Raw genomic sequence first — 21,107 nt, forward strand, 5'->3', positions numbered from 1 at the left:
ACTACCGCCAGGCGTACAAGTCGCGCAGTAGCGCGATCTCCGCGCCATGGTGCAGCAGCTCGCGATTGATGTGCAGCGCGAGCGTCAGAAACGGTTTCTCGGCCCACGGCCCCTCGGCCGGCCCGACCGGCAAAGCCAGCGCGGCATCGTCTTTACTGAGCACGCCGTCCCGCCATGCCGCGTACATGACGTCAAGGCGTTCCAGGGCATCGGCCGCGGTCACCGGGTAGTCGTAGGTCAGGTAATCGACGGGTGGCCCGGCCCAATTGTCCGGGAAATGACTGGTGATCCGCGCCCCGAGCACGCCAACCAGGATGTGGCCGAGTCGCCAGGCAATGGTGGTAACGGGCACGGGTTCGGTTGGCGGAGCCGCGAATTCGATCACGTAGTCACCCGAGCCGCCCTGCAGCGGTGTGGTCGCGGTGCCACGCGGCCGCAGACTCCAGCAACCCCGCACCGGTTCCCAGAAATATTCGTCATCGGTGAGCCCGTCGAAGCGGGGCCGCAGTTGAGATGTCCAGTGCCAGTTGATCTGGTCGACGACCTCCTCGGTCACGTTCACCTGATCAACTCCTTTTTGAGAACCTTGCCCATGGCATTCCGGGGTAGCGCATCCACCCGGCGCACCTCACGGGGGCGCTTATGCACCGAGAGCTGTTGCGCCACGAAGCCAATGACGTCATCTTCGGTCACGTCGCCGACAACGTAGGCGACAATCCGTTGTCCCAGGTCATCGTCGGGCACTCCGACCACCGCGACTTCCACGATCCCGGGATGCCCCAACAGCACGGTCTCGATTTCACCGGCACCGATTCGGTAGCCGCCGGATTTGATGAGGTCAACCGATTCGCGTCCCACGATGCGGTGCATCCCCTCGGCATCGACGACGGCGACGTCACCGGTGCGGTACCACCCGTCCTCGGTGAGCACCTCGGCCGTCTTCTCGGGCAGGTTGTGATAGCCGCTGAACAATGTGGGTCCCTGAACCTGTAGCTGGCCAACGGTTTCCCCGTCGTGAGCGGCCGCGGAACCGTCCTCCCCCAGCAGCCGAGTCTGGACACCCGTCAATGGGTGACCAACCCAACCGGCGCGCCGTTCCCCATCGACGCGCGTGGAAAGCGTGATGACGGTTTCGGTAGCACCGTAGCGCTCAATCGGCGCATGTCCGGTGAGCCGCAACAACTCGTCGAAAACCGGCACCGGCAGTGGCGCACTGCCCGACACCAGCAGCCGCGCGGCAGACAATGTGCGAGCGCAGGATTCATCGGCCACCATCCGGGACCACACCGTCGGCACGCCGAAGTACAGACTGCCTTGCGCCGCCGCGTAGGCCTCGGGTGTCGGTTTGACGGTGTGCACAAACCGATTTCCCACGCGCAGTGACCCGAGTAAGCCGAGAACCAACCCGTGCACATGGAACAACGGAAGTCCATGCACCAGAACGTCGTCGGGTGTCCATGCCCATGCGTCCGCAAGGCCGTCCAGACTGGCGGCCAGCGCACGCCGGCTCAGCCGCACCCCCTTCGGCGCGCCGGTGGTCCCCGAGGTGTACACGATGAGCGCCGTCGACTCGGGGTTCGGTTCGGAGTACTGATGCCACGACCGTGCGTGCCGGCGCACCGGCACATGCGGCAATCCCTCTGATTCGTCCGGTGATTCGCCCAGCCAGGCCACCGCAGCACTGTCGGCAAGGATGTGGCGGCGTTCCGCCACGCCGACGTCTGCCGGTACCGGCACAATCGGAACACCGGCGATGAGTCCGGCGACCACCGCCAGGACCGTGTCGATGCTTGGCCGGGCGAGCACTGCGATCGGTCCCGGGGCACCGCCGATGCGCTCAGCAGCTGCGGTCGCGGCGCCCACCAGGTCGGCGCGCCCCCAGCTGTCCTCACCGATGCGGACCGCGTCCGCGAGATCTGGCGACTTGGGGTGAAGGGACTTCAGCAGCATGAAGCCAGCCTAAAGCTAGCCTCCCGGGACCAATGCACGAAGGAAGAAGGTCATGTTCGCGGGGCGTTCGGCGATACGTCGAACGAAGTACCCGTACCACTCCTCACCGAACGGCACATACACCCGCATATGGTGGCCCTCAGCGTTCAACCGGCGCTGCTCGGCATCACGAATCCCGTAGAGCATCTGATACTCGTAATCGCCGGGACCCCTGCCGGTCTCGCGTGCCATCAGGGTCGCCGCCTCGATGATGGCGGGATCGTGCGAGGCCACCATCGGGTACCCGTCGCCCTCCATCAACACGCGCAGGCAGCGCAAGTACGCGACGTCCACGTCTTCCGGGTCCCGGTGCGCGACGGACGCGGGTTCGTCATAGGCACCCTTGCACAGCCGAATGCGCGAGCCTTTGCCTGACAGGTCACCGCAGTCGGCGTAGGTGCGTTTCAGATATGCCTGCAGCACGGTGCCCAGCCACGGGAAGTCGGCTCGCAGTTCACGGACGATGCCCAGGGTCGAATCGGTGGTGGTGTGGTCCTCGGCATCGACGGTGACCCACACTCCGGCTTGATCCGCCTTGGCGCACAACAGCTGCGCATTTTCCAGGGCGATGCGCTCCCCATCACGCGGCAACGCCTGCCCCAGCGCGGACAGTTTGAGTGAGATCTCCAATGGCCGGACACCGGTATGCACGGTGTCACTGCGCTGGGCCAGCGCATCCAATAGCGACAGGTAAGCCGATACCGTGCGGGTGGCCTGCCCGCTGTCGGTGGTGTCCTCGCCGAGGTAGTCAATCGAGATGAACCGCCCAGAATCCAGCAGCACGGTGCTTGCCCCGAGCACATCCTCCTGAGATTCACCGGGGACGAAGCGGCGCACCACCTGCCGGGTCAGTGGCATCCGTTCGGCGGCATGCCGCAGCCGCGCCGACCTGCTGGCCGCCAGAATGGCCGGCCTGGCCGTCTTCCCGAACCACTCAGCCATCCTCACGCTCCCCCGCTACCGGTCTTCCCGCACCCGGATCATCATCCATATGCGGATATCGGTGTTCCGTTGGAGCGTCGAAGGTTTCCTTGATGGACCGGGGCAACAGCCAACGCTGCAGATTCAGCGGCGATCCGGCCTTGTCGTCGGTGCCCGACGCCCGGCCCCCGCCGAAGGGCTGCTGGCCGACGACCGCACCAGTGGGCTTGTCGTTGATATAGAAGTTTCCCGCCGCGTAACGAAGCCGGTCACTGGCCGTCTGTACCGCCTGACGATCATCGGCGATAACCGCACCGGTCAGTCCGTACCGCGAACCGGTGTCGACGACATCGAGGATGCGCTGGTAGTCGTCGTCGGGATAGACGTGCACCGCCAGGATCGGACCGAAGTATTCGGTGGAGAATGCCTCATCCGTCGGATCATCCGAGAGCAGCACCGTCGGGCGGACGAAATACCCTTGGCTGTCGTCGTATTCACCGCCCGCGGCGATCGTCACCCCAGCACTCTTGGCGCGATCGATGGCGGCCGCGTTGCGCTTGAACGATTTCGCGTCGTTGACGGCGCCGCCGAAGTTCGAGAGGTCGGTGACGTCGCCGTAGGTCAGAGCCGAGGTGGCATCGAGAAATTCGTCGCCCATCCGATCCCACACCGACCGCGCCACGAAGGCGCGGGAGGCGGCGGAACACTTCTGCCCCTGATAGTCGAAGGCTCCGCGAATAAGGGCCGTGCGCAGCACATCCGGGCGCGCCGAGGCATGTGCGACGACAAAGTCCTTGCCGCCGGTTTCACCGACCAGCCGCGGGTAGGTGTTGTAGCTGTCAATGTTGGTACCGACCTCACGCCACAGGTGCTGGAACGTGCGGGTGGAGCCGGTGAAGTGAATGCCCGCCAGACGCGGATCGGCGAGTGCCACATCGGACACCGCGAGGCCGTCTCCGTTGACCAGGTTGATGACACCGGGCGGCAGTCCGGCCGCTTCGAGGAGCTCCAGGGTGAAGTGCGCGGCGAAAGCCTGTGTGACGGACGGCTTCCATACCACCGTGTTTCCCAAAAGCGCTGGCGCCGTGGGCAGATTTCCCGCGATCGCCGTGAAGTTGAACGGCGTGATGGCGTAGACGAAGCCCTCCAGCGGGCGGTACTCCATTCTGTTCCACGCCCCACCACCGCTGCTGGGTTGTTCGGCGAGGATATGTCGCGCGAACTGGACATTGAACCGCCAGAAGTCGGCCAGCTCACAGGCCGAATCGATCTCGGCCTGGTAGGCAGTCTTCGATTGCCCGAGCATGGTGGCGGCATTCAGTGTGGCACGCCACGGGCCGGTCAATAGATCCGCGGCTCGCAGGAAGACCGCTGCCCTGTCATCGAAAGGCAGTGCTGCCCAATCATTCTTGGCAGCGATGGCTGCCTCTACCGCGTCACGGGCCTCGATATGACCCGCATTGGTGACGGTACCCAGCACGGAACGGTGGTTATGCGGCTGCACCACGTCGATGCGTTCACCGGCACTCATCCGGCGCACCCCACCGATCACGTGCGGCAGATCGATCGGCGTCGCGGTCAGGTCTGACAGTGCCGTCGCCAATCGATCGCGTTCGGGAGTGTTCGGCGCGTAGGTGAGCACGGGCTCATTGGCGGGAGCCGGCACATTGGTGATGGCATCCATGGACCAAGCATCGTCCTGTTCACCCATGGGTGTCGAGCATTAGAGGAGATTGCGCGGGAAACACGCAAGGAAACCTCAGGTAACGCCAAATTCCGGCGGGACGTTACGTGTGGTAGCGGACCTATGTATCGCTAGGGATCGACGGGCACGGGCACCGTCAGGTCGGCCGGAACCGATGCGGGGCTGGTGAGGTCGAAAACCGCGACACCATGGAATCCACGGGGCGTGAAGGTTCGTTCCACCCATTCGGTGATGGCGGTGGACACGTCCGGCTGACTGTCACCCTTAGGCGGTGCCGCCAGACGTTCCACGACGAAGAAGTGGATTTGGTGCCGCGCAACATAGTCCTGGAACTGCGCCAAGGCCGGGAAGGGATCCCGACCGGTGAACCCACCGACAGGCATGACGGGGCGCCCGGATGTCAGCTGATAGGGCGCGGCCGTGTTGGACCGTACCGCCGCCGCCATCCAGGTGTAGCGGCCCGCATCGTGTTCGAGATACGCCGTGAGGTCCGGATCGGGCGTGTTCTGCTGTGTCCGGTCGTCATCCTTGGGCGCATCCTTCAGAATCGCGGCCAGCGCCGGTGTCGCCTTGGACTCCTTGTGCTCGCCTGCGTCTTTGGCGGCCTGCTTCATCGCCCGGAAGAAATCGACGTGCGCCGCCGTCGGTCCCGCCAGCGGCAATCCCCCGTGGGTGCCGTGGCCGGTGGTATCGACGCAGAATGCCAGCGGGCCCGCCAGCACGGCCACCGCCGTGGCCACCACACCAGCCTCACGATAACGGCCGCTCATCCAGATCGCCGCCGCCAGAATGGCAACCGCCACAATCACCCATCGCAACCACGGCACGAACCCCGGTTCTCGGGCCAACACGACCACCGCCCACACACCGGTCCCGAGTACCAGTGCCGCACAAAGCCCTCGTGCCCAGCGTGTCTCACGATGGCGCCACACGACGGCGGCGCCCAGACCTACCTGAGCGGCGATGGCAGGAGCAAGCGCCACCGTGTAGTACGGGCTGAACATGCCGCCCTTGCCGGTCATGAAATCGAAGAGCAGCCAGACGACCAACAGCCAGCCGCCGAAGCCGATGACACATGCACGTTCCAGATCGGTCCGCGGCGCCTTGCGCAGCACGACCGCGGCGGTGACGGTGAGTACCAGCGCCGCGGCCAGCAGCCAACTGATCTGGCCGCCGATGATCGAACTGAACATGCGCCCGAAGCCCTGCTGGGAGGCCAGCGGATTGTCCTTCGCCAGTGACGCCATGGGGCTGTTCCCCGCGTGCTTGCCGGTGATCCGATCCAGGCCGTTATAGCCGAATGTCAACTCCAGAAAAGAGTTCGACGGCGAACCGCCGATCCATGGTCGCGAAGAAACCGGCCACAGTTCGGCAAGTGCCACCCACCAGCCGCCCCCGACGATCGCCGCCGTGGCGGCGATACCGAGCTGACGCAGCCGGACCGCCAGAGCCGGTGGACCACACAGCAGATACGTCGCCCCGAGAGCAGGCACCGTGATCAACGCCTCGAGCTGCTTGGTGAGGAACCCGAGCCCCACGAACAGTCCGGAGAGCACCAGCCAACGGATCCGGCCGTCCCGCACCGCCTCCAGGACCGCCCACACCGAGGCGATCATGAGCAGCAGCATCATCGGTTCGGGATTGTTGTACCGGCACATCGACGCGTAGATGGGAACCAGAGCCAGCACGAGGCCCGCGATGAACGCCGCCGTAGGCCCGGCATTGCGACGGACGGTCCACCACAGCAAGGCCACCCCCGCGACACCGATGAGTGCCTGGGGCACCAGCATCGACCAGGAGTTGAAGCCGAACAGCCGGACACTGAGTTCCATCGGCCACAGGAACAGCGGCGGCTTGTCGACGGTGATCGAATTGGCCGCGTCCGACGAACCGAAGATGAACGCCTTCCACGACACCGACCCTGCCTGCACGGCCGCCGCGTAGAACTCGTTGGCCCAGCCGTTCGCCGATAGATTCCACAGGTAGAGCGCTGCTGTGCCAACCAACAAGGCACAGAGTGCGATTCGTTCTCGTGATGCGGTCAGAGGGGCAGCTTCGGGCTCGGTGGTCGTCAGCACGCACCGAAGGTACCGAAGCGATGCTGTGGATCAGCTGGCAGTCAGGCGGTGCGCAGCGGCGTCGATGCGCTCATCGGTCGCGGTGAGCGCCACGCGCACATGTTCCTTACCGAGCGGCCCATAGAACCGACCGGGCGCCACCAGAATCCCGCGCTGCGCCAGATACGCCAGCGCATCGTCACAGGAGTCGCCCCGGGTGGCCCACAGATACAAGCCGGCCTCGGAGTGATCGATCCGGAATCCGTTGTCAGTCAAAGCCTTCGAAAGCCTGCCGCGGCGATGCTCATAGCGGGCGCGCTGATCGCGCTGATGCTCGTCCTCGCTCAGGGCGGCGGTCATCGCCGCCTGCACCGGTCCAGGCACCATCATCCCGGCGTGCTTGCGCACCGCCAGCAGCTCGCCAACCACCGAGGCGTCACCCAACACGAATCCGGCCCGGTACCCCGCGAGCGATGAGGTCTTGGACAGCGAGTGCACGGCCAACAGCCCAGCGGTGTCGCCGTCACAGACCCGGGGATCGAGGACCGACACCGGGTCCGCCTCCCACCCGAGACCGAGGTAGCACTCGTCGGAAACCACCAGAGCACCGCGTTCGCGCGCCCACTCGACCACCTTGCGCAGATGCTCCACCGGCAGTACCGCACCGGTCGGGTTACTGGGCGAGTTCAGGTAGATCAGGGTCGGATGCTGCGGCCCCAGTTGTGTCAGCGAGTCCGCCCGAACTGTCGGTACCCGCGCCAGGCGTGCGCCTACTTCGTAGGTGGGGTAGGCCAATTCGGGGATGACGATCAGGTCGTCGGCACCCAACCCCAGCAGGGTCGGCAGCCACGCGATGAGCTCCTTGGTGCCCACGACCGGCAGCACGGCGTTGTCGGCCAGCGGCACAACGCCGTATCGCCGAGTGACCGCGTCACGAATGGCCTGCCGTAATGCTGGCGTGCCCGCGGTCGCCGGGTACCCGGGCAGATCGCTGGCCGCGGCCAACGCGTCGCGTATGACCGGGGCCACGCTGTCCACGGGGGTGCCGACCGAAAGGTCGACGATCCCCTCGGGGTGCGCCGCAGCCGTCGCCTTGGCATCGGCGATGGTGTCCCACGGAAACTCAGGGAGAGAGGACGATACGCGCCGATCCGCTAGCGAGCTCAGTGTCCCTCACCCATGGGCGGAAGCTCCTTGACCGACGGCGGGTCGTATTCGGTCTTGCCCACCTTCGCGGCGCCACCGGGTGAGCCCAGATCGACGAAGAAATCGGCGTTGGACTGGATGTAGCCGGTCCACTGGTCTGGCACATCGTCCTCGTAGAAGATGGCCTCCACCGGGCACACCGGTTCGCACGCACCGCAGTCCACGCATTCGTCGGGATGGATGTAAAGCATCCGCCCGCCCTCGTAGATGCAGTCGACGGGGCACTCTTCAATACATGCCTTGTCCATAACGTCGACGCACGGTTCCGCGATCGTGTAGGTCACGAAGGTCTCCTCGATATTTCCTGCGTTGATGTCCAGTTCATGCGTTGCGGCCAGTATCCCGGTCCCTCGATGTGCCTCTCGACACAGGCTGCCCTAACCCGTCGAGGCAATCTAGCCGTATCCGTCAGTTACAGGTACTTAGCTTAACGCTTAACTTGGTCCGGCGTCCAGCAGGCGCGCTCAGCCCTTGCGTGGGAGTTGCGCGACGAGCGGTGCGTCGCGATCGATCTTGCCGGTCCTGCGGGCGCTCGACGTCACACCGAGGTCGGCGAAGAAGTCCGCGTTGGCGCGCACGTAACCGCTCCACTCGCCGGGCACATCATCCTCGGGGCAGATCGCCTCCACGGGGCAAACCGGTTCGCACGCATTGCAATCGGTGCACTCATCGGGATGGATGTACATCGTCCGGGCACCCTCGTAAATGCAGTCGACGGGACATTCCTCGACACACGCCTTGTCCATCACGTCAACACATGGTTCGGCGATCACGTATGTCACGAAAGACCTCCCGACGCATTCCGGCCAGTTATACGTTTCTAACAGTTACAGTTACTAATGGCAACACTTAACTGAATCTTGTATGCAGACTGTTGCACTGCAACAAGTTGCATAGGGGTCCCGTTTCGTGTCAGCATGCTGCCGTGGCACTCACCCACGCGATCTTGTTGTCCCTGGCCGAGCAGAACGGGTCGGGTTACGAACTCACGAGCCGATTCGATCGCTCGATCGGATACTTCTACAGCGCCACCCACCAGCAGATCTATCGGACTCTGCGCCGCATGGAAGACGACAGCTGGCTGCACTGCAAGGTCGTCGACCAAGAAGGACGACCGGCCAAGAAGGTCTACACCGTCGCCGAGCTCGGCTATCGCGAGTTATCCCGATGGGTCAACAGCACCGAGGGCACCGATATGCGCGATCTCGCCCTCAAGATCCGTGCGGGCACCTACGGCGACATCAACATGGTGGTCGAACACATCCGCGTCCAACGCGACATACACGCCGTCATGCTCGACAAGTACCGCGAAATGGAAAAGCGCCAGTTTCCCGCTCCGGATCAGCTCACCGGCGCGGCCCTGCACCAATATCTCGTCCTACGCGGAGGTGTCCGCATGGAGGAGGGGTTCACCGATTGGTGCGACGAAATGATTTCGGCATTGTCCAGACCAAATGTCCCAGCCCGGACTGAAAGCGAGAATCATGAGTAATCCGTATCCAACCCTGCTGTCCCCCTTGGACCTTGGCTTCACCACCCTCAGGAACCGAGTTGTCATGGGATCCATGCATGCCGGCCTGGAGGACTTCCCCTGGGACACTCCGGCATTGGCCGCGTACTTCGCCGAACGCGCCAAGGGCGGCGTCGGCATGATCATCACCGGTGGATACGCCATCAATCGCGCCGCATGGCTCAAGCCGCTGGCCGGAAAGCTCACCACTTCCCTTGAGGCATACCGACATCGGATCGTCACAAACGCGGTGCACAAGAACGGCGGCAAGATCATCGTGCAGCTGCTGCACGCGGGACGCTATGGGTACCACCCGTTCTCGGTGAGCGCCTCCGCCAAGAAATCCCCCATCACCCCCTTCAAGCCGCGCAAGCTGAGCACCAAGGGTGTCTGGCAGACCATCGACGACTGGGCGCACAGCGCCAAGATGGCGAAGAAGGCCGGCTACGACGGTGTCGAGATCATGGGCAGCGAAGGCTATTTCATCAACCAGTTCCTGGCGCCCTACACCAACAACCGCACCGACGAGTTCGGCGGCAGCCCGGAGAATCGACGGCGGCTGGCCGTCGAGGTGGTCAAGGCCGTCCGCAAGGCAGTGGGTACGGACTTCATCATCTGCTACCGGCTCTCCATGGCCGACTATGTGCCCGACGGTCAAACCTGGGACGAGATCGTGGCCCTGGCCAAGGAGATCGAAGCGGCAGGCGCGACGATCATCAACACCGGCATCGGCTGGCACGAAGCACGCGTGCCCACCATCGTCACCTCGGTGCCACAGAACGCCTTCGTCGACCTCTCCAACAAGGTCGCCCAAGAAGTCCGCATCCCGGTGATGGCATCCAACCGGATCAACATGCCGCAGTCCGCCGAGCAGATCCTCAACGACGGTCAGGTGCAACTGATCTCGATGGCCAGGCCACTGCTGGCCGATCCGGACTGGGTGAACAAGGCATCGGTCGACCATGCCGACGAGATCAACACCTGCATCGCCTGCAACCAAGCCTGCCTGGATCACTCGTTCGTGAACAAGAAGGCCAGCTGCCTGCTCAACCCCCGGGCCGGTAACGAGACGACACTCAAACTGCTGCCGACCCGGCACACCAAGAAGATTGCCGTCGTCGGAGCGGGTCCTGCCGGTTTGGCGGCAGCTGTCACCGCGGCACAGCGGGGACACAAGGTGGTGCTGTTCGAGGCCAACGGCGAGATCGGCGGCCAATTCGATATGGCCCGCAAGATCCCCGGCAAGGAAGAGTTCAACGAGACCATCCGGTACTACACCACGATGCTCAAGAAGCACGGCGTCACAGTGCTTTTGAACAAGAGAGTGGATGCGCAGGAGCTGATCGCCGGCAAGTTCGACGATGTCATCCTGGCCACCGGCGTCAAACCCCGCGTTCCCGCCATCCCGGGCATCGACCACCCGATGGTGCTCTCCTACCCGGAGGTCATCAAGCAGGTCAAACCCGTCGGCAAGCGGGTGGCGGTGGTCGGCGCGGGCGGCATCGGGTTCGACGTGTCGGAGTTCCTGACCATCGACGAATCACCGACCCTGAACCTCAAGGAGTGGCGCGCCGAGTGGGGCATCTCGGAGGAACACGATGCCCGTGGCTCACTCACGAAACCCATTCCGGCTCCGGCCGTTCGCGAGGTGTACTTGTGCCAGCGCAAGAAGGGATCGCTCGGCAAGGGACTGGGTAAGACGACCGGCTGGGTACACCGCGCTTCTCTCAAGGCCAAGAAGGTCACCGAGCTCGCCGGGGTCAACTACGAAAAGATCGACGACGCCGGGCTGCACATCAGCTTCGGCGAGGAGCGCAAGGATCCCCGCGTGCTCGAGGTCGACAACGTGGTGATCTGCGCGGGCCAGGAGTCGGTGCGCGATCTCGACGACGTGCTCAAGGAAGCAGGTGTCACCGCCCACGTGATCGGTGGTGCGGCACTGGCCGGGGAACTGGACGCCAAGCGCGCCATCAGACAGGGCACCGAGCTCGCCGCCAAGCTGTAAACACCCGCCGCGAGCGTGAAGTTATTGCGGGAATTCAGTCGATTTGCCGCAATAACTTCACGCTGGGCGGTTGAGCCAGTTCCTTCACACCTCGAGGGCGACGTGGTACACCGCCGGGTAGGCCACCGCATCGAATTCGGCCGCGGCCTCTCGGACCATCGATTGAAATCGGTCGTTGCCCGTCGCAGTGGTCAGCGCCTCGATGCTCTCCCAGGTCGCGATGTTCACCAGCTGAAAGCGCGTGCCCGGGACTATTGCCCGATGTATTCGGAACGACAGGAACCCCGGCTGCTCGGCCATGAACTCGGCACGTTTCTTCCATCCGGCGAGGAACGCGTCGACTTTGTCCGCCGCGAGTTCGAACATGTTGATGAAGACGATCGGCTCACTCATTGCACCAGCGTGCGCCCAGTCTCCTCGCATGTCAATGCGGCTGACACCTGGGTCCGGGGGTGCCGGTTGCCCGGTGGGCTTTCCACGCGGCGGGCGTGAAGCCACCGCGGGAATCAGTCGATCTGTCGCAATAGATTCAGGCCCGGCGGTCACCGATATCCGTTGCACCACCGGTGCGGATGCATCTGCCGGCATGCCTTCCAGACATCGTTCGGATCCGTCGTTGTGGTGCTCGGCGGCGCATCGGTGGTTGGCGTGACGGCTGGCACCGGGACGTAGCTCGTTGCCGTCACCGTCTCGGTGACGGTTTCCGTCGGGGCAGGCGCGGTAGATGTCGATGCCGATGGAGACAACGAAGGAGTCGTCACCGAGGTTATCGGGACGAGCGGCGGCACCGTCCTCTGCCGCGGCACGAGAAGCAGAAACCCCAGAGCGATCAGTACCAGCACGCCGATGGCCGCGGCCAAGCCGACGATCCAGACCTGACGGGAACGGCCCCGGGGCAGCGGGGCCACCGGGAGTAACTCAGTGGGCTCCTCTTCGCTGTCGCTCCATGCCCTCACCGTGACTTCGGGATGCGAAGGATCACGTGGCAGCATTCCTCGGCACCTCCATGATTGTCCTCGCTCGACCCACATGCCGAGCCAGATGGGCGCCGGATGCCGTCACAGTAGTGAGCGAATCTGAGGTACTGCTGGGATGAATCTGCCAAATACTTGAATGCCGCGCAGCGAGCTAGGGAGCCGGCGCTCCGGTGGGGCTTTCCAGCTTCCCGTCCCCAATACCGATACCCGGCTTGACCCCGCCCGGCACCGGAATGCTGTCCACCCCGGCAGAGATCCGTGGGCCACGCGAGGGCCCCGACATCAGCACCGGTAGTTGAGTCCCCCGTGAGGGGCGCAGTGCCGGCACCTGGCCGGGTGCGAACACCGGGTTGTAGGGCGCCGGGTTCGGCGGTGGCGGGGCGGCGGCCACCGGCACGGCAAGCCCGACCGCCAGCCCAATCACAACCGTTGCTACACACAGTGTTCGCATCACGGTGCCACTCCTTCGGTCATGCCGCGTGGGTCTTCCAGTTGCCCGGCCGTCATCCCGGCATCGATTCGGGCCGTATACCCGGAGTCGACGCCGGCCGAGATTCGCGTTCCACGCGGCGGTGCCGGGGTCAGCCCAAAGGGCGGCTGCGCCGCGGTCGCGGCGTAGTTGGGCGTCCCACCGGGCAGGGGGGCGGGCACCGCAGGGTTACCGGGATCTGCCGCGGCCACCGGCGCCCAGCACACCGCGCCTACCAAGACCGTTGCCGCACAAAGGAATTTCGTCATCAGATCTTGATCGGGTCGCCGTAGATCGCGAACTCGGTGTGGCCGGTCTCGGTAGATGCACGCAACGAGGCAAACGAGCGGATGGTGACATCACCGCCGCACGCGTCGGCCTTCACGTGCACGTTGTCCAAGTCCAACGCTCCCGTGCCGCCCCGGGAAAGCACCATGTTGCCCATCGGCAGATTGACGATGACACCCGGCTGCACCACGGTCTGCACAAATCCGCTGACCCCCGCGCTACCGCCGACTCCCACCGATGGCGTGGGCGCCACCCCCAGGCTCACCGACGGCGCGATACCGGCGGATCCGCCGATCTGCAAACCCGAAGAGACATCGGATTGGCAACCGAGCTGATAGCCGATGACGAAGAGACTGTCGGTGATGGGGTTGGAACCGCCGGTCGCCGTTGCGGTACCCGAGAGGGTTATGAAGGCCTCGCGCGAGTTGGTGGCCCCCGCCAGGTTGGGCACCGGGTTCACCTGCTCATGATCCAGCCGGATCTGCAGCTGCCAGCCGTCGCGCGTGGTTCTCGAATACGACTGCGGCGCCATCTCTCTCGGCTCCGCACTAACAGGGACCGCGTTGAGGAACCCAAGCATGGCAACGATGAAGCTTGTCGCTACGAGTCGGGCAATCACGGACATCACGATGCCCAAAACGACCCACGGAGTTAACCCTGCACGAACCAATCAGTCAGGTGCAGATACAGACCGTCAACTTCTTCGCCCGATTCGCCTCGGGGCAACCCCAACATCCGGTACAAGGACAAGATCACGTTGCACATCGGGAGGGGCTCAGTTGCGGACCAAGGTTCTGTATTTCGTTGTCGCCGCGTTGGTCAGCGGCCTATCAATTGGTCTTGCTTCTGCTCCGCTGGCACAGGCATACCCCAATTGCGCCGCCGCAAGAGCAGCCGGAGCCGCACCCCTGTACCGGGGCCAGCCGGGATACAGCTCGAAGCTCGACCGCGATGGTGACGGCGTCGCATGTGAGACCGGCTCTTCAGGACGCTCACCGGTCCAATCCATCCCCGCGCCAGCACTCCCCTCGGCGCAAGTGCCACAACCCGTTTCGACGCCCATTCCAGCGCCTGCGTTGCAATCAGGCGGCAGCGGCGCTGGAGGAAGCTTCGAGACTGTCGTCACCTGGACCGGTACAGACTGCATCGACATCACCGCCCCGGACTCATCGCCGGCAAAAACGCTGGGCACCACCAATCACTGCGGTGGCACGGCAAGATTCACACAGGAGGCCGTCGGCAGTCAGATGGTTGGCGCGGACCCGGTAATGGGTTCGGCTGAATCAATCACCTGCGAGATACTGGTCGGGCGCCTTCGCGATTCGGGCACACGCGGCGACGGCCACGACGTCAACTGCCTCTCTCGGGCAGACTCCCTCAAGGCGTAGCCACGCTCTAGGCGGCGGACGGCCGCCGCGCGTAGGTGGTGGTGCGCTCCACCGCGGGGCGTCCGATGCCGTCCGCAATCTCTTCGAGCTCGGCGATGGTCTTGGCCGACCCGTGCTCGGACCCGGCCATCCGCGAAATGGTTTCTTCCATGAGCGTGCCACCGAGATCGTTGGCGCCCCCTTGGAGCATCATCCGCGTGCCTTCGATGCCGAGCTTGACCCAGCTGGTCTGAATGTTGTCGATACGCCCGTGCAGCATGATGCGTGCCAGCGCGTGCACCGCCCGGTTGTCCCGGTTCGTCGGCCCAGGACGCGCGGCACCGGCCAAGTACAGCGGGGCACTCTGGTGCACGAACGGTAGCGGCACAAATTCGGTGAATCCGCCTGTGCGGTCCTGAATCCCGGCAAGCACCCGCAGATGTCCCACCCAATGCTTGGGCGTGTCCACGTGCCCGTACATCATGGTCGAGCTGGAACGCAGCCCCACCTCGTGCGCGGTGCTGATGACGTCGATCCATTCGGAGGCGGGCAGCTTGCCCTTGGTGAGCACCCACCGGACCTCGTCATCAAGGATCTCCGCGGCGGTTCCCGGAATGGTGTCCAGACCCGCGGCACGCAGCTCGGTCAGCCATTCACGCACGCTCTGGCCGCCCTTGGAGGCGCCATTGACGATCTCCATGGGGCTGAAGGCGTGCACGTGCATGCTGGGCACTCGCTTCTTGACCGCGCGAACCAGATCCGCATAACCGGTCGCGGGCAACTCCGGGTCGATACCGCCCTGCATGCAGACCTCGGTAGCGCCGGCCACATACGCCTCCCACGCCCGGTCTCCCACTTCCTCCGCGGACAGCGAGAAGGCGTCGGCGTCACCCTTGCGCTGCGCGAAGGCGCAGAAACGGCAGCCGGTGTAGCAGATGTTGGTGAAGTTGATGTTCCGGTTCACCACGTACGTGACGTCATCGCCCACCACATCGGCACGGATCGAATCAGCCAGCGCAGCAAGGGCTTCCATCGCCGGTCCCTCGGCGGTCGCAAGCGCCAGATACTCGTCGTCACTGCATCCGGCCGGATCCCGCTCGGCAGAACGCAAGGCCGCCAACACGTCGGCGCCCACCTTCTCCGGTGCGCGGGCGTTCAACTCGCGCACATGCTCGCGGATGGACTCCCAGTCACCGAAGGCGCTCGCCAGATCGCTGCGGGTATCGGTGTTACGTCCCTCCGAGTCGATGGCCGCGTGCAGGTCCACCCGGCCGGTCGACTCCCACGTCTCATCCGGCTCCTGCCACGGCAGGCCGGTCGGCGAAACATCCAGGGCATAGCCGGATTCCGGATCGGCGAGGGCCTCAACATGCCCTCGCACCCGCGGATCAATCCAGGCCGCTCCGGCCTGCACGTACTGCGGCTGCGCCGTCAGGCGCTGCACCAGGTCGTATCCGGCCTCCGCCGTCACCGAGGCCAAATCATCCAGCGCCGGCCACGGCCGTTCGGGGTTGACGTGATCGGGGGTCAGCGGCGAGACACCGCCCCAATCGTCGACGCCGGCCCCGATCAACGCCAGGCATTCACTGCGAGACACCAGATTCGGCGGTGCCTGTACCCGCATCTTCGGCCCCAGCACCAACCTGGTCACCGCGATGGTCGCCAGGAAATCGTCGATATCGGCGTCGGGCGTCGTCTGCATCGCGGTGTCGGACTTGGCGCGGAAATTCTGCACGATCACTTCCTGGACGTGCCCGAATTCCTTCTGCACCTTGCGGATCGCATGAATGGTCTCGGCACGCTCGGTCAGATCCTCGCCGATACCGACCAACAGACCCGTCGTGAACGGGATCGACAACCGGCCCGCGTCCGTCAGTGTCCGCAGCCGCACGGCAGGGTCTTTGTCGGGGCTGCCGTAATGCGCCTCCCCACGGTTCTCGAACAACCGCCGCGACGTGGTCTCGAGCATCATGCCCATCGACGGGGCGACCGGCTTGAGCCGCGCCAGCTCGGACCAGCTCATCACGCCCGGATTCAGATGCGGAAGCAGACCCGTCTCCTCCAGGACCCGGATCGCCATCGCGCGGACATAGTCCAGCGTGGTGTCATAACCGCGCTCGTCCAGCCACTGCTTGGCCTCGGGCCAGCGGTCTTCGGGCCGGTCCCCCAGTGTGAACAAAGCTTCCTTGCAGCCCAATTCGGCGCCGCGACGGGCGATGTCCACGATCTCGTCGGGCTCCAGGTACATGCCCTGGCCCTGCGCACGCAGCTTGCCCGGAACTGTCACGAACGTGCAGTAATGGCACTTGTCGCGGCACAGATGCGTCACCGGAATGAACACCTTGCGCGAATAGGAGATCGGCAGACGCCCCTCGGCGCCCAGGCGTCCGGCGGATTCCAGCCCGGCATCACGCACCCGCGCGGCGCTGGCCATCAGATCGGCCAACTCCTCGCCGCGGGCGGTGAGGGCGAGCGCGGCCTCGTCGACATTCAACGTCACCCCGTCCCGCGCACGGCGCAATACTCGCCGCAGCGCGGGCGATGAGGCCGCGTTCCGGGAGGGAAAAGCGGGATTCGGCAGCGGCGTTACGTCGTCGGGCACGTTTGTACAACCGTCGGTCACCCTCAGATCATCCGCCCGTACCAAAATGCCCACCACTCGGGGGTTCATCAACGGAGCCACCCTGCGGAAACGCACGGGATCGCTAGGCTGATCTTTGTGAGTCTCACGAGAACCCTGAAGCAGAAACTTCCGTTTCTGCGGTATTCGTTTCTGCGGGCAGTATTCGGCGGCCTGAACGTCATGCGCACCGGTCAGATGGGTGATGGCCGCGAGGAGGCCACCGCCGAGCACGTCATCGCGACTGCCCCGGCCGGGGATGTCGATGCCGCCATCGAGGCCATCGACAACTTCGCGTACGACCAATCGATTCTTATGAATGTCGGCGACGAAAAAGGCCAGCTGCTCGATGCCGCCGTCAAACGCGCCAAACCCAAGATCGCCCTGGAGCTCGGTGCGTACTGCGGATACAGCGGCCTACGGATCGCGCGTGCCGCTCCCAACGCCAAGTTCTTCTCCATCGAGAAGTCGGGAGCCAACGCCTCGGTAGCGCGCCGGGTCTGGGCACACGCGGGGCTGGCGGACCGCGCCACCTGTCTCAACGGGACCGCCGACGATGGCACCACCCTGGACACCCTGACCAAGGATTACGGGTTTACCGAGGGATGCCTGGATTTCGTGTTCATCGATCACTGGAAGGACGTGTACCTCGACGACCTGCAGCGGCTGATGGAACGCGGCTGGCTGCATCCGGGCACGATCGTCGTCGCCGACAACGTCGGATTCCCCGGCTCCCCCAAGTACCGCGCCTATATGAAGGACCAACAGGGCAAGCTCTGGCAGACCATCGAGCACGAAACGCATGTGGAGTATCAGACCTTGGTGAAGGACTTGGTTCTGGAGTCCGAGTACCTGGGGTGAGCGCCTGCGCGACGACCGTACGGCTCGGCTAGCTGTTCCCGCGCCGCAAGACATACGCCGCGGGCAGCACGCCGACCACGATCAGCAGAACGGGCCAAAACCCGACGAAGACCACATCGCCGCCGGGGCCGCCGAACAAGAGCACCGTTGTGGTGGCCACGAATGCCCACAGCGGCGCCCCCGCCCATCGCGGTGTGGCCGCCCACTCCAGGGCGCACCACACCAGCACGACATTGAGTACGACGCTGATGATCAAGCCCAGCGGAACTAGAACCCCGCCGAAGCGTGTGTTGAGCAGAGCTGTGCCGAGAATCGCGCTGATGGCGCCGTCAAAAATGAGCGCGGCCATGACGAACCCGCGCATGAATGCGTTCAGGCGTCTAGATCGGGACGGAGTCGAGCTGGGCCACCAGTGAGCCGACAACCCATTGGAAGTTGTCCACACGGTCTTGCCAGTGCTGCTGATTGGGATCCTGGTCTTGATCGGGTGGCATGAATCGAGCTTACAACTCCACCCCGGCGAACAGATCTGATTCCCACCCGGTGTCGACGCCGGGCTCGCCGCGCACCAGCACGAAATGCTCGATGTCCGCGATGGGCAACGCGATCAGATTCGATAGCGCCATCGCGGATCCGTCCTCGGACACCGTCAGCTGGGTGGCGTGTGCGCGCAGGGCAGCGACCTTGGCGTCGCGATAAGCCGATACGTCGATGGCGGCACTGATCTTCTCGTCGGCGAAGGTGGGTATGAGGTCCAGCGGCGCTGGTTGGCATCCCGGCGGTAGCTGCGTCATGGACGCCAGGCCGGCCTGCAGCGCGCTGGTCGCGATGACGGTCCAGTACAGCTTGGCCACCTGCCAGGTCGCCTGCTCCACGGCGGCAGTCGTCACCGTGTGCGCCTGGATGTGATCGGGGTGCCCGTAACCGCCGAAGGGGTCATAGGTGACGACGACGTGCGGGCGGTGTTCGTCGATCAGCGCGGCCAGCGCCCGCACCGCTTCATCCCGTTCGGCGCCGGCGAAGGCGCGCGGGTGCAGCGGCCCGGTGTCCGCCATACCGGAGTCGCGCCAGTGCCCTGCACCACCCAGGAAGGTGGGCCCGTCGACGCCAAGATGCCTTAGTGCGGTGGATAATTCGCTGATCCGGTAGCCGCCGAGCTGATCGGCGCGGTCGGCGGCCAGCTGCGCCCAGCGGTCGCCGATCACCTCGCCCTCTTCTCCGAGGGTGCAGGTGACCAGCAGCACGTCGGCACCTTCGGCGGCATAGCGCGCGATGGTTCCGCCGGTGGTCAGAGATTCGTCGTCGGGATGAGCGTGCACCAACATGAGTCGTCGGGTCATGGGCGGGTCTTCTTCCAGTCTCCTGCGGTGGCCACAATCCCCACCGGCACCGCGCCCGCCAGCTCCACGTTCTGTGCACTGGGGCCCGCCGCGGCGATGGTGGTGTCCTGCATGATCGGCAAAACCGTTGCCATCTTCCATAATTGAGGCTCGGCCTGATCGATGACCTTGCCCACATCGGCATGGCCCGTAAGCGCGGCGTCGATGCTGGGCTGCAACTCCTCATCGCACAGACCGGTGAGATTGCTTGGGGCGCGAACAGATTCTTCTCTCGTCGGCGGCGCGGGCGTATTGCTTGCCGGCGGCGGGGGCGGCGTGGTCGTACGGGTATCGGGCAGCTTGCCCGCCTGCAACGCCGGGCAGCCGTACCGGGAAGCCAGCGCGGTGGCCAGGTCGCCACCGGCCTGATGCCAGCCGACGATGGCATCCACCCGGCCGTCCGGAATCGCCTGCCCGTACAGCGTCGGCGGGTCGAGGGCCAAGACGGTGGCCCGCACGCCCGCGTTGCGCAGTTGGTCGGCGGCGGTGTTGGCGACGGCCACCGAGGTGGGGTCGTTGGAGGCCGCGCCGATGATCAGGGCCAGCGGCTCGCCATCCTTGGTGATCTGTGGCGGCCCCGCGGCGGCGCCGGGCGGTGGCGGCGCCTCGACAGCCTCATACCCGGCCTCCTTGAGCAACGCCAGGGAGGCGTCGCGGGTGAGCGCGACGGGTGCGGTGGGCTTGTATCCGGGATCCGATGGCGAACGCACCTGGGCCGCCGCCAGCGTGACGGCGTTGTCATTGCCCGCCGCGACCGCCGCCAGCAGGCCGACATCGAGGAGTCCCAGCAGACCGCGGCGCACCTTGGCATCGGTGAGCGTGGGCTGTCCGGCGCGCAGTGTCAGCTGCAGCGTGCGCGGCGCGACGATGCGCGCGGTGCGCACCCCGGGGATGTTGGACAGCTGGGCGAACGTCACCCCGCTGCCATGCACCTGAGCCACCTGGGTGTCACCGTTGCGGATGGAATCCGCCAGCACCGTGGGGGCACCCGCACGACGGAACAGGATCTCGTCGGGGACCGCCTGGGTTGCCCAGTACCGGTCGTTGCGGGCCAGCAGGATCTCGTCGCGCTGGGGGTCGATGGTGTCGACACGGAAACGTCCCCCCGAGGCAGGCATCGACTTGACCAGTCCGGAGGCGAACCCGCCCGGGATGTCCTTGACGATGTGCGCGGGCAGCAGGTCGGTGAACAGCTCGCGCCATGCGGGGTACTTGTGGTCGAAGGTGACAACCACACGCTTGCCGCCGTCGCGCGACTGCACGTCGGTGATGTTTCCGTAGCCGGCCGGGTCGACGGTTCCGGGCTGGGTGAGCATCTGCTGCCACAGGTACGAGAAATCATCCGCGCCGATGGGAGCGTTATCTGTCCACTGCGCCTCGGGACGGATGGTGTAGGTGACCGTGAACGGCTCCTGGCTGGTCTCCTCCGCGGAAACCAGCAGCGTCGGGTCCATCTCCCAGCGTGAGCCGGTGGTGGTGGCCGAATCGGGCACCGGCCGGAACGCGCTGGGCAGCACCAGCGCGCTGATCGCGGCGTTCACCGGCGACTGATCGGACAACAGGTGTGGGTTGAATCCCGCACCGATCGCGTCGATACCCACCACGATCTGCTCTTTTTTGGGCGGCGGCGGTGTGGTTGAGCTGGTGGTTTCGCTGCCCTGCACGGCCGGGGGCGCGCTGACGGAGCACCCGCCGAGGAGCACCACACCAAGCACTGCGCACAGGCGCAGGCGCAAGGTCTCGGTAGGCATGA

The 21,107-nt window shown here is 65.1% G+C and carries 21 protein-coding genes; 4 read left to right on the top strand and 17 right to left on the bottom strand.

Annotated elements, in window-relative coordinates; all coding sequences use genetic code 11:
- Position 1 precedes the first annotated feature (1 nt).
- From BKG76_RS03480 to fdxA (BKG76_RS03515), 8 genes are all read right to left on the bottom strand, one after another.
- Positions 2-562, bottom strand: a complete 561-nt coding sequence (locus BKG76_RS03480; protein WP_070935995.1) for a DinB family protein — start codon at positions 560-562, stop codon at positions 2-4.
- Positions 559-1,950 (bottom strand): acyl-CoA synthetase, encoded by a 1,392-nt coding sequence (locus BKG76_RS03485; protein WP_070935997.1) that lies wholly within the window; start codon positions 1,948-1,950, stop codon positions 559-561. Before BKG76_RS03485 ends, BKG76_RS03480 begins: the two co-directional genes overlap by 4 nt.
- Positions 1,951-1,965: 15 nt before the next feature.
- Positions 1,966-2,931: a proline dehydrogenase family protein gene (locus tag BKG76_RS03490; protein WP_070935999.1), complete on the bottom strand. Its 966-nt coding sequence runs from the start codon at positions 2,929-2,931 to the stop codon at positions 1,966-1,968.
- A complete protein-coding gene (pruA, locus tag BKG76_RS03495; protein WP_070936837.1) occupies positions 2,924-4,594 on the bottom strand; it encodes an L-glutamate gamma-semialdehyde dehydrogenase in 1,671 nt (556 codons plus the stop codon). Before pruA ends, BKG76_RS03490 begins: the two co-directional genes overlap by 8 nt.
- A 131-nt stretch (positions 4,595-4,725) precedes the next feature.
- The gene (locus BKG76_RS03500) at positions 4,726-6,693 is read right to left on the bottom strand and encodes an ArnT family glycosyltransferase (RefSeq protein ID WP_070936001.1); all 1,968 of its coding nucleotides are present in this window, start codon (positions 6,691-6,693) and stop codon (positions 4,726-4,728) included.
- Between the two features lie 30 nt (positions 6,694-6,723).
- Positions 6,724-7,839 (bottom strand): succinyldiaminopimelate transaminase, encoded by a 1,116-nt coding sequence (dapC, locus tag BKG76_RS03505; protein WP_070936003.1) that lies wholly within the window; start codon positions 7,837-7,839, stop codon positions 6,724-6,726.
- Complete coding sequence (gene fdxA / locus BKG76_RS03510; protein ID WP_070913320.1) at positions 7,836-8,162, bottom strand: ferredoxin; 327 nt, start codon at positions 8,160-8,162, stop codon at positions 7,836-7,838. Before fdxA (BKG76_RS03510) ends, dapC begins: the two co-directional genes overlap by 4 nt.
- A gap of 180 nt (positions 8,163-8,342) precedes the next feature.
- Positions 8,343-8,660: a ferredoxin gene (fdxA, locus tag BKG76_RS03515; protein WP_070936005.1), complete on the bottom strand. Its 318-nt coding sequence runs from the start codon at positions 8,658-8,660 to the stop codon at positions 8,343-8,345.
- Positions 8,661-8,803: 143 nt separating this feature from the next.
- Between fdxA (BKG76_RS03515) and BKG76_RS03520 the strand changes: the two genes are divergently transcribed.
- Both BKG76_RS03520 and BKG76_RS03525 read left to right on the top strand, forming a co-directional pair.
- Positions 8,804-9,370: a PadR family transcriptional regulator gene (locus BKG76_RS03520; RefSeq protein WP_070936007.1), complete on the top strand. Its 567-nt coding sequence runs from the start codon at positions 8,804-8,806 to the stop codon at positions 9,368-9,370.
- Positions 9,363-11,393 (top strand): NADPH-dependent 2,4-dienoyl-CoA reductase, encoded by a 2,031-nt coding sequence (locus BKG76_RS03525; protein ID WP_070936009.1) that lies wholly within the window; start codon positions 9,363-9,365, stop codon positions 11,391-11,393. Before BKG76_RS03520 ends, BKG76_RS03525 begins: the two co-directional genes overlap by 8 nt.
- Before the next feature lie 84 nt (positions 11,394-11,477).
- On the opposite strand, the gene BKG76_RS03530 is transcribed toward BKG76_RS03525, so the two are convergent.
- The 5 genes from BKG76_RS03530 to BKG76_RS03550 all read right to left on the bottom strand — a co-directional run bounded on the left by BKG76_RS03530 (position 11,478) and on the right by BKG76_RS03550 (position 13,746).
- Positions 11,478-11,786: an antibiotic biosynthesis monooxygenase family protein gene (locus BKG76_RS03530; RefSeq protein ID WP_070936010.1), complete on the bottom strand. Its 309-nt coding sequence runs from the start codon at positions 11,784-11,786 to the stop codon at positions 11,478-11,480.
- A gap of 149 nt (positions 11,787-11,935) precedes the next feature.
- Positions 11,936-12,385: a hypothetical protein gene (locus BKG76_RS03535; RefSeq protein WP_070936012.1), complete on the bottom strand. Its 450-nt coding sequence runs from the start codon at positions 12,383-12,385 to the stop codon at positions 11,936-11,938.
- A gap of 136 nt (positions 12,386-12,521) precedes the next feature.
- A complete protein-coding gene (locus BKG76_RS03540) occupies positions 12,522-12,824 on the bottom strand; it encodes a hypothetical protein (RefSeq protein ID WP_070936014.1) in 303 nt (100 codons plus the stop codon).
- Entirely contained in the window at positions 12,821-13,108 is a 288-nt protein-coding gene (locus BKG76_RS03545; protein ID WP_070936016.1) for a hypothetical protein, read from the bottom strand. Before BKG76_RS03545 ends, BKG76_RS03540 begins: the two co-directional genes overlap by 4 nt.
- The gene (locus BKG76_RS03550) at positions 13,108-13,746 is read right to left on the bottom strand and encodes an MspA family porin (protein ID WP_070936838.1); all 639 of its coding nucleotides are present in this window, start codon (positions 13,744-13,746) and stop codon (positions 13,108-13,110) included. The genes BKG76_RS03545 and BKG76_RS03550 overlap by 1 nt, the downstream gene beginning before the upstream one ends.
- A 10-nt stretch (positions 13,747-13,756) precedes the next feature.
- Between BKG76_RS03550 and BKG76_RS03555 the strand changes: the two genes are divergently transcribed.
- A complete protein-coding gene (locus BKG76_RS03555) occupies positions 13,757-14,515 on the top strand; it encodes an excalibur calcium-binding domain-containing protein (RefSeq protein WP_236737513.1) in 759 nt (252 codons plus the stop codon).
- A 7-nt stretch (positions 14,516-14,522) separates the two neighbouring features.
- Here the strand turns inward: BKG76_RS03555 and BKG76_RS03560 are convergent, their stop codons facing one another.
- Positions 14,523-17,096, bottom strand: a complete 2,574-nt coding sequence (locus tag BKG76_RS03560; RefSeq protein ID WP_070936839.1) for a bifunctional FO biosynthesis protein CofGH — start codon at positions 17,094-17,096, stop codon at positions 14,523-14,525.
- A 117-nt stretch (positions 17,097-17,213) separates the two neighbouring features.
- Between BKG76_RS03560 and BKG76_RS03565 the strand changes: the two genes are divergently transcribed.
- Positions 17,214-17,975 carry an O-methyltransferase gene (locus BKG76_RS03565; RefSeq protein ID WP_070936020.1) on the top strand — a complete coding sequence of 254 codons (762 nt, stop codon included), beginning with the start codon at positions 17,214-17,216 and terminating at the stop codon, positions 17,973-17,975.
- A 28-nt stretch (positions 17,976-18,003) separates the two neighbouring features.
- On the opposite strand, the gene BKG76_RS03570 is transcribed toward BKG76_RS03565, so the two are convergent.
- From BKG76_RS03570 to BKG76_RS03580, 3 genes are all read right to left on the bottom strand, one after another.
- Complete coding sequence (locus tag BKG76_RS03570) at positions 18,004-18,339, bottom strand: hypothetical protein (protein ID WP_070936022.1); 336 nt, start codon at positions 18,337-18,339, stop codon at positions 18,004-18,006.
- Between the two features lie 139 nt (positions 18,340-18,478).
- A complete protein-coding gene (gene mshB, locus BKG76_RS03575) occupies positions 18,479-19,300 on the bottom strand; it encodes an N-acetyl-1-D-myo-inositol-2-amino-2-deoxy-alpha-D-glucopyranoside deacetylase (protein ID WP_083337938.1) in 822 nt (273 codons plus the stop codon).
- Positions 19,301-19,311: 11 nt separating this feature from the next.
- Positions 19,312-21,105, bottom strand: coding sequence for an ABC transporter family substrate-binding protein (locus BKG76_RS03580; protein WP_070936027.1), 1,794 nt, complete (start codon positions 21,103-21,105; stop codon positions 19,312-19,314).
- Positions 21,106-21,107 lie beyond the last annotated feature (2 nt).

This window comes from Mycobacteroides franklinii, assembly GCF_001853795.1.
GTDB classification, from domain to species: domain Bacteria; phylum Actinomycetota; class Actinomycetes; order Mycobacteriales; family Mycobacteriaceae; genus Mycobacterium; species Mycobacterium franklinii.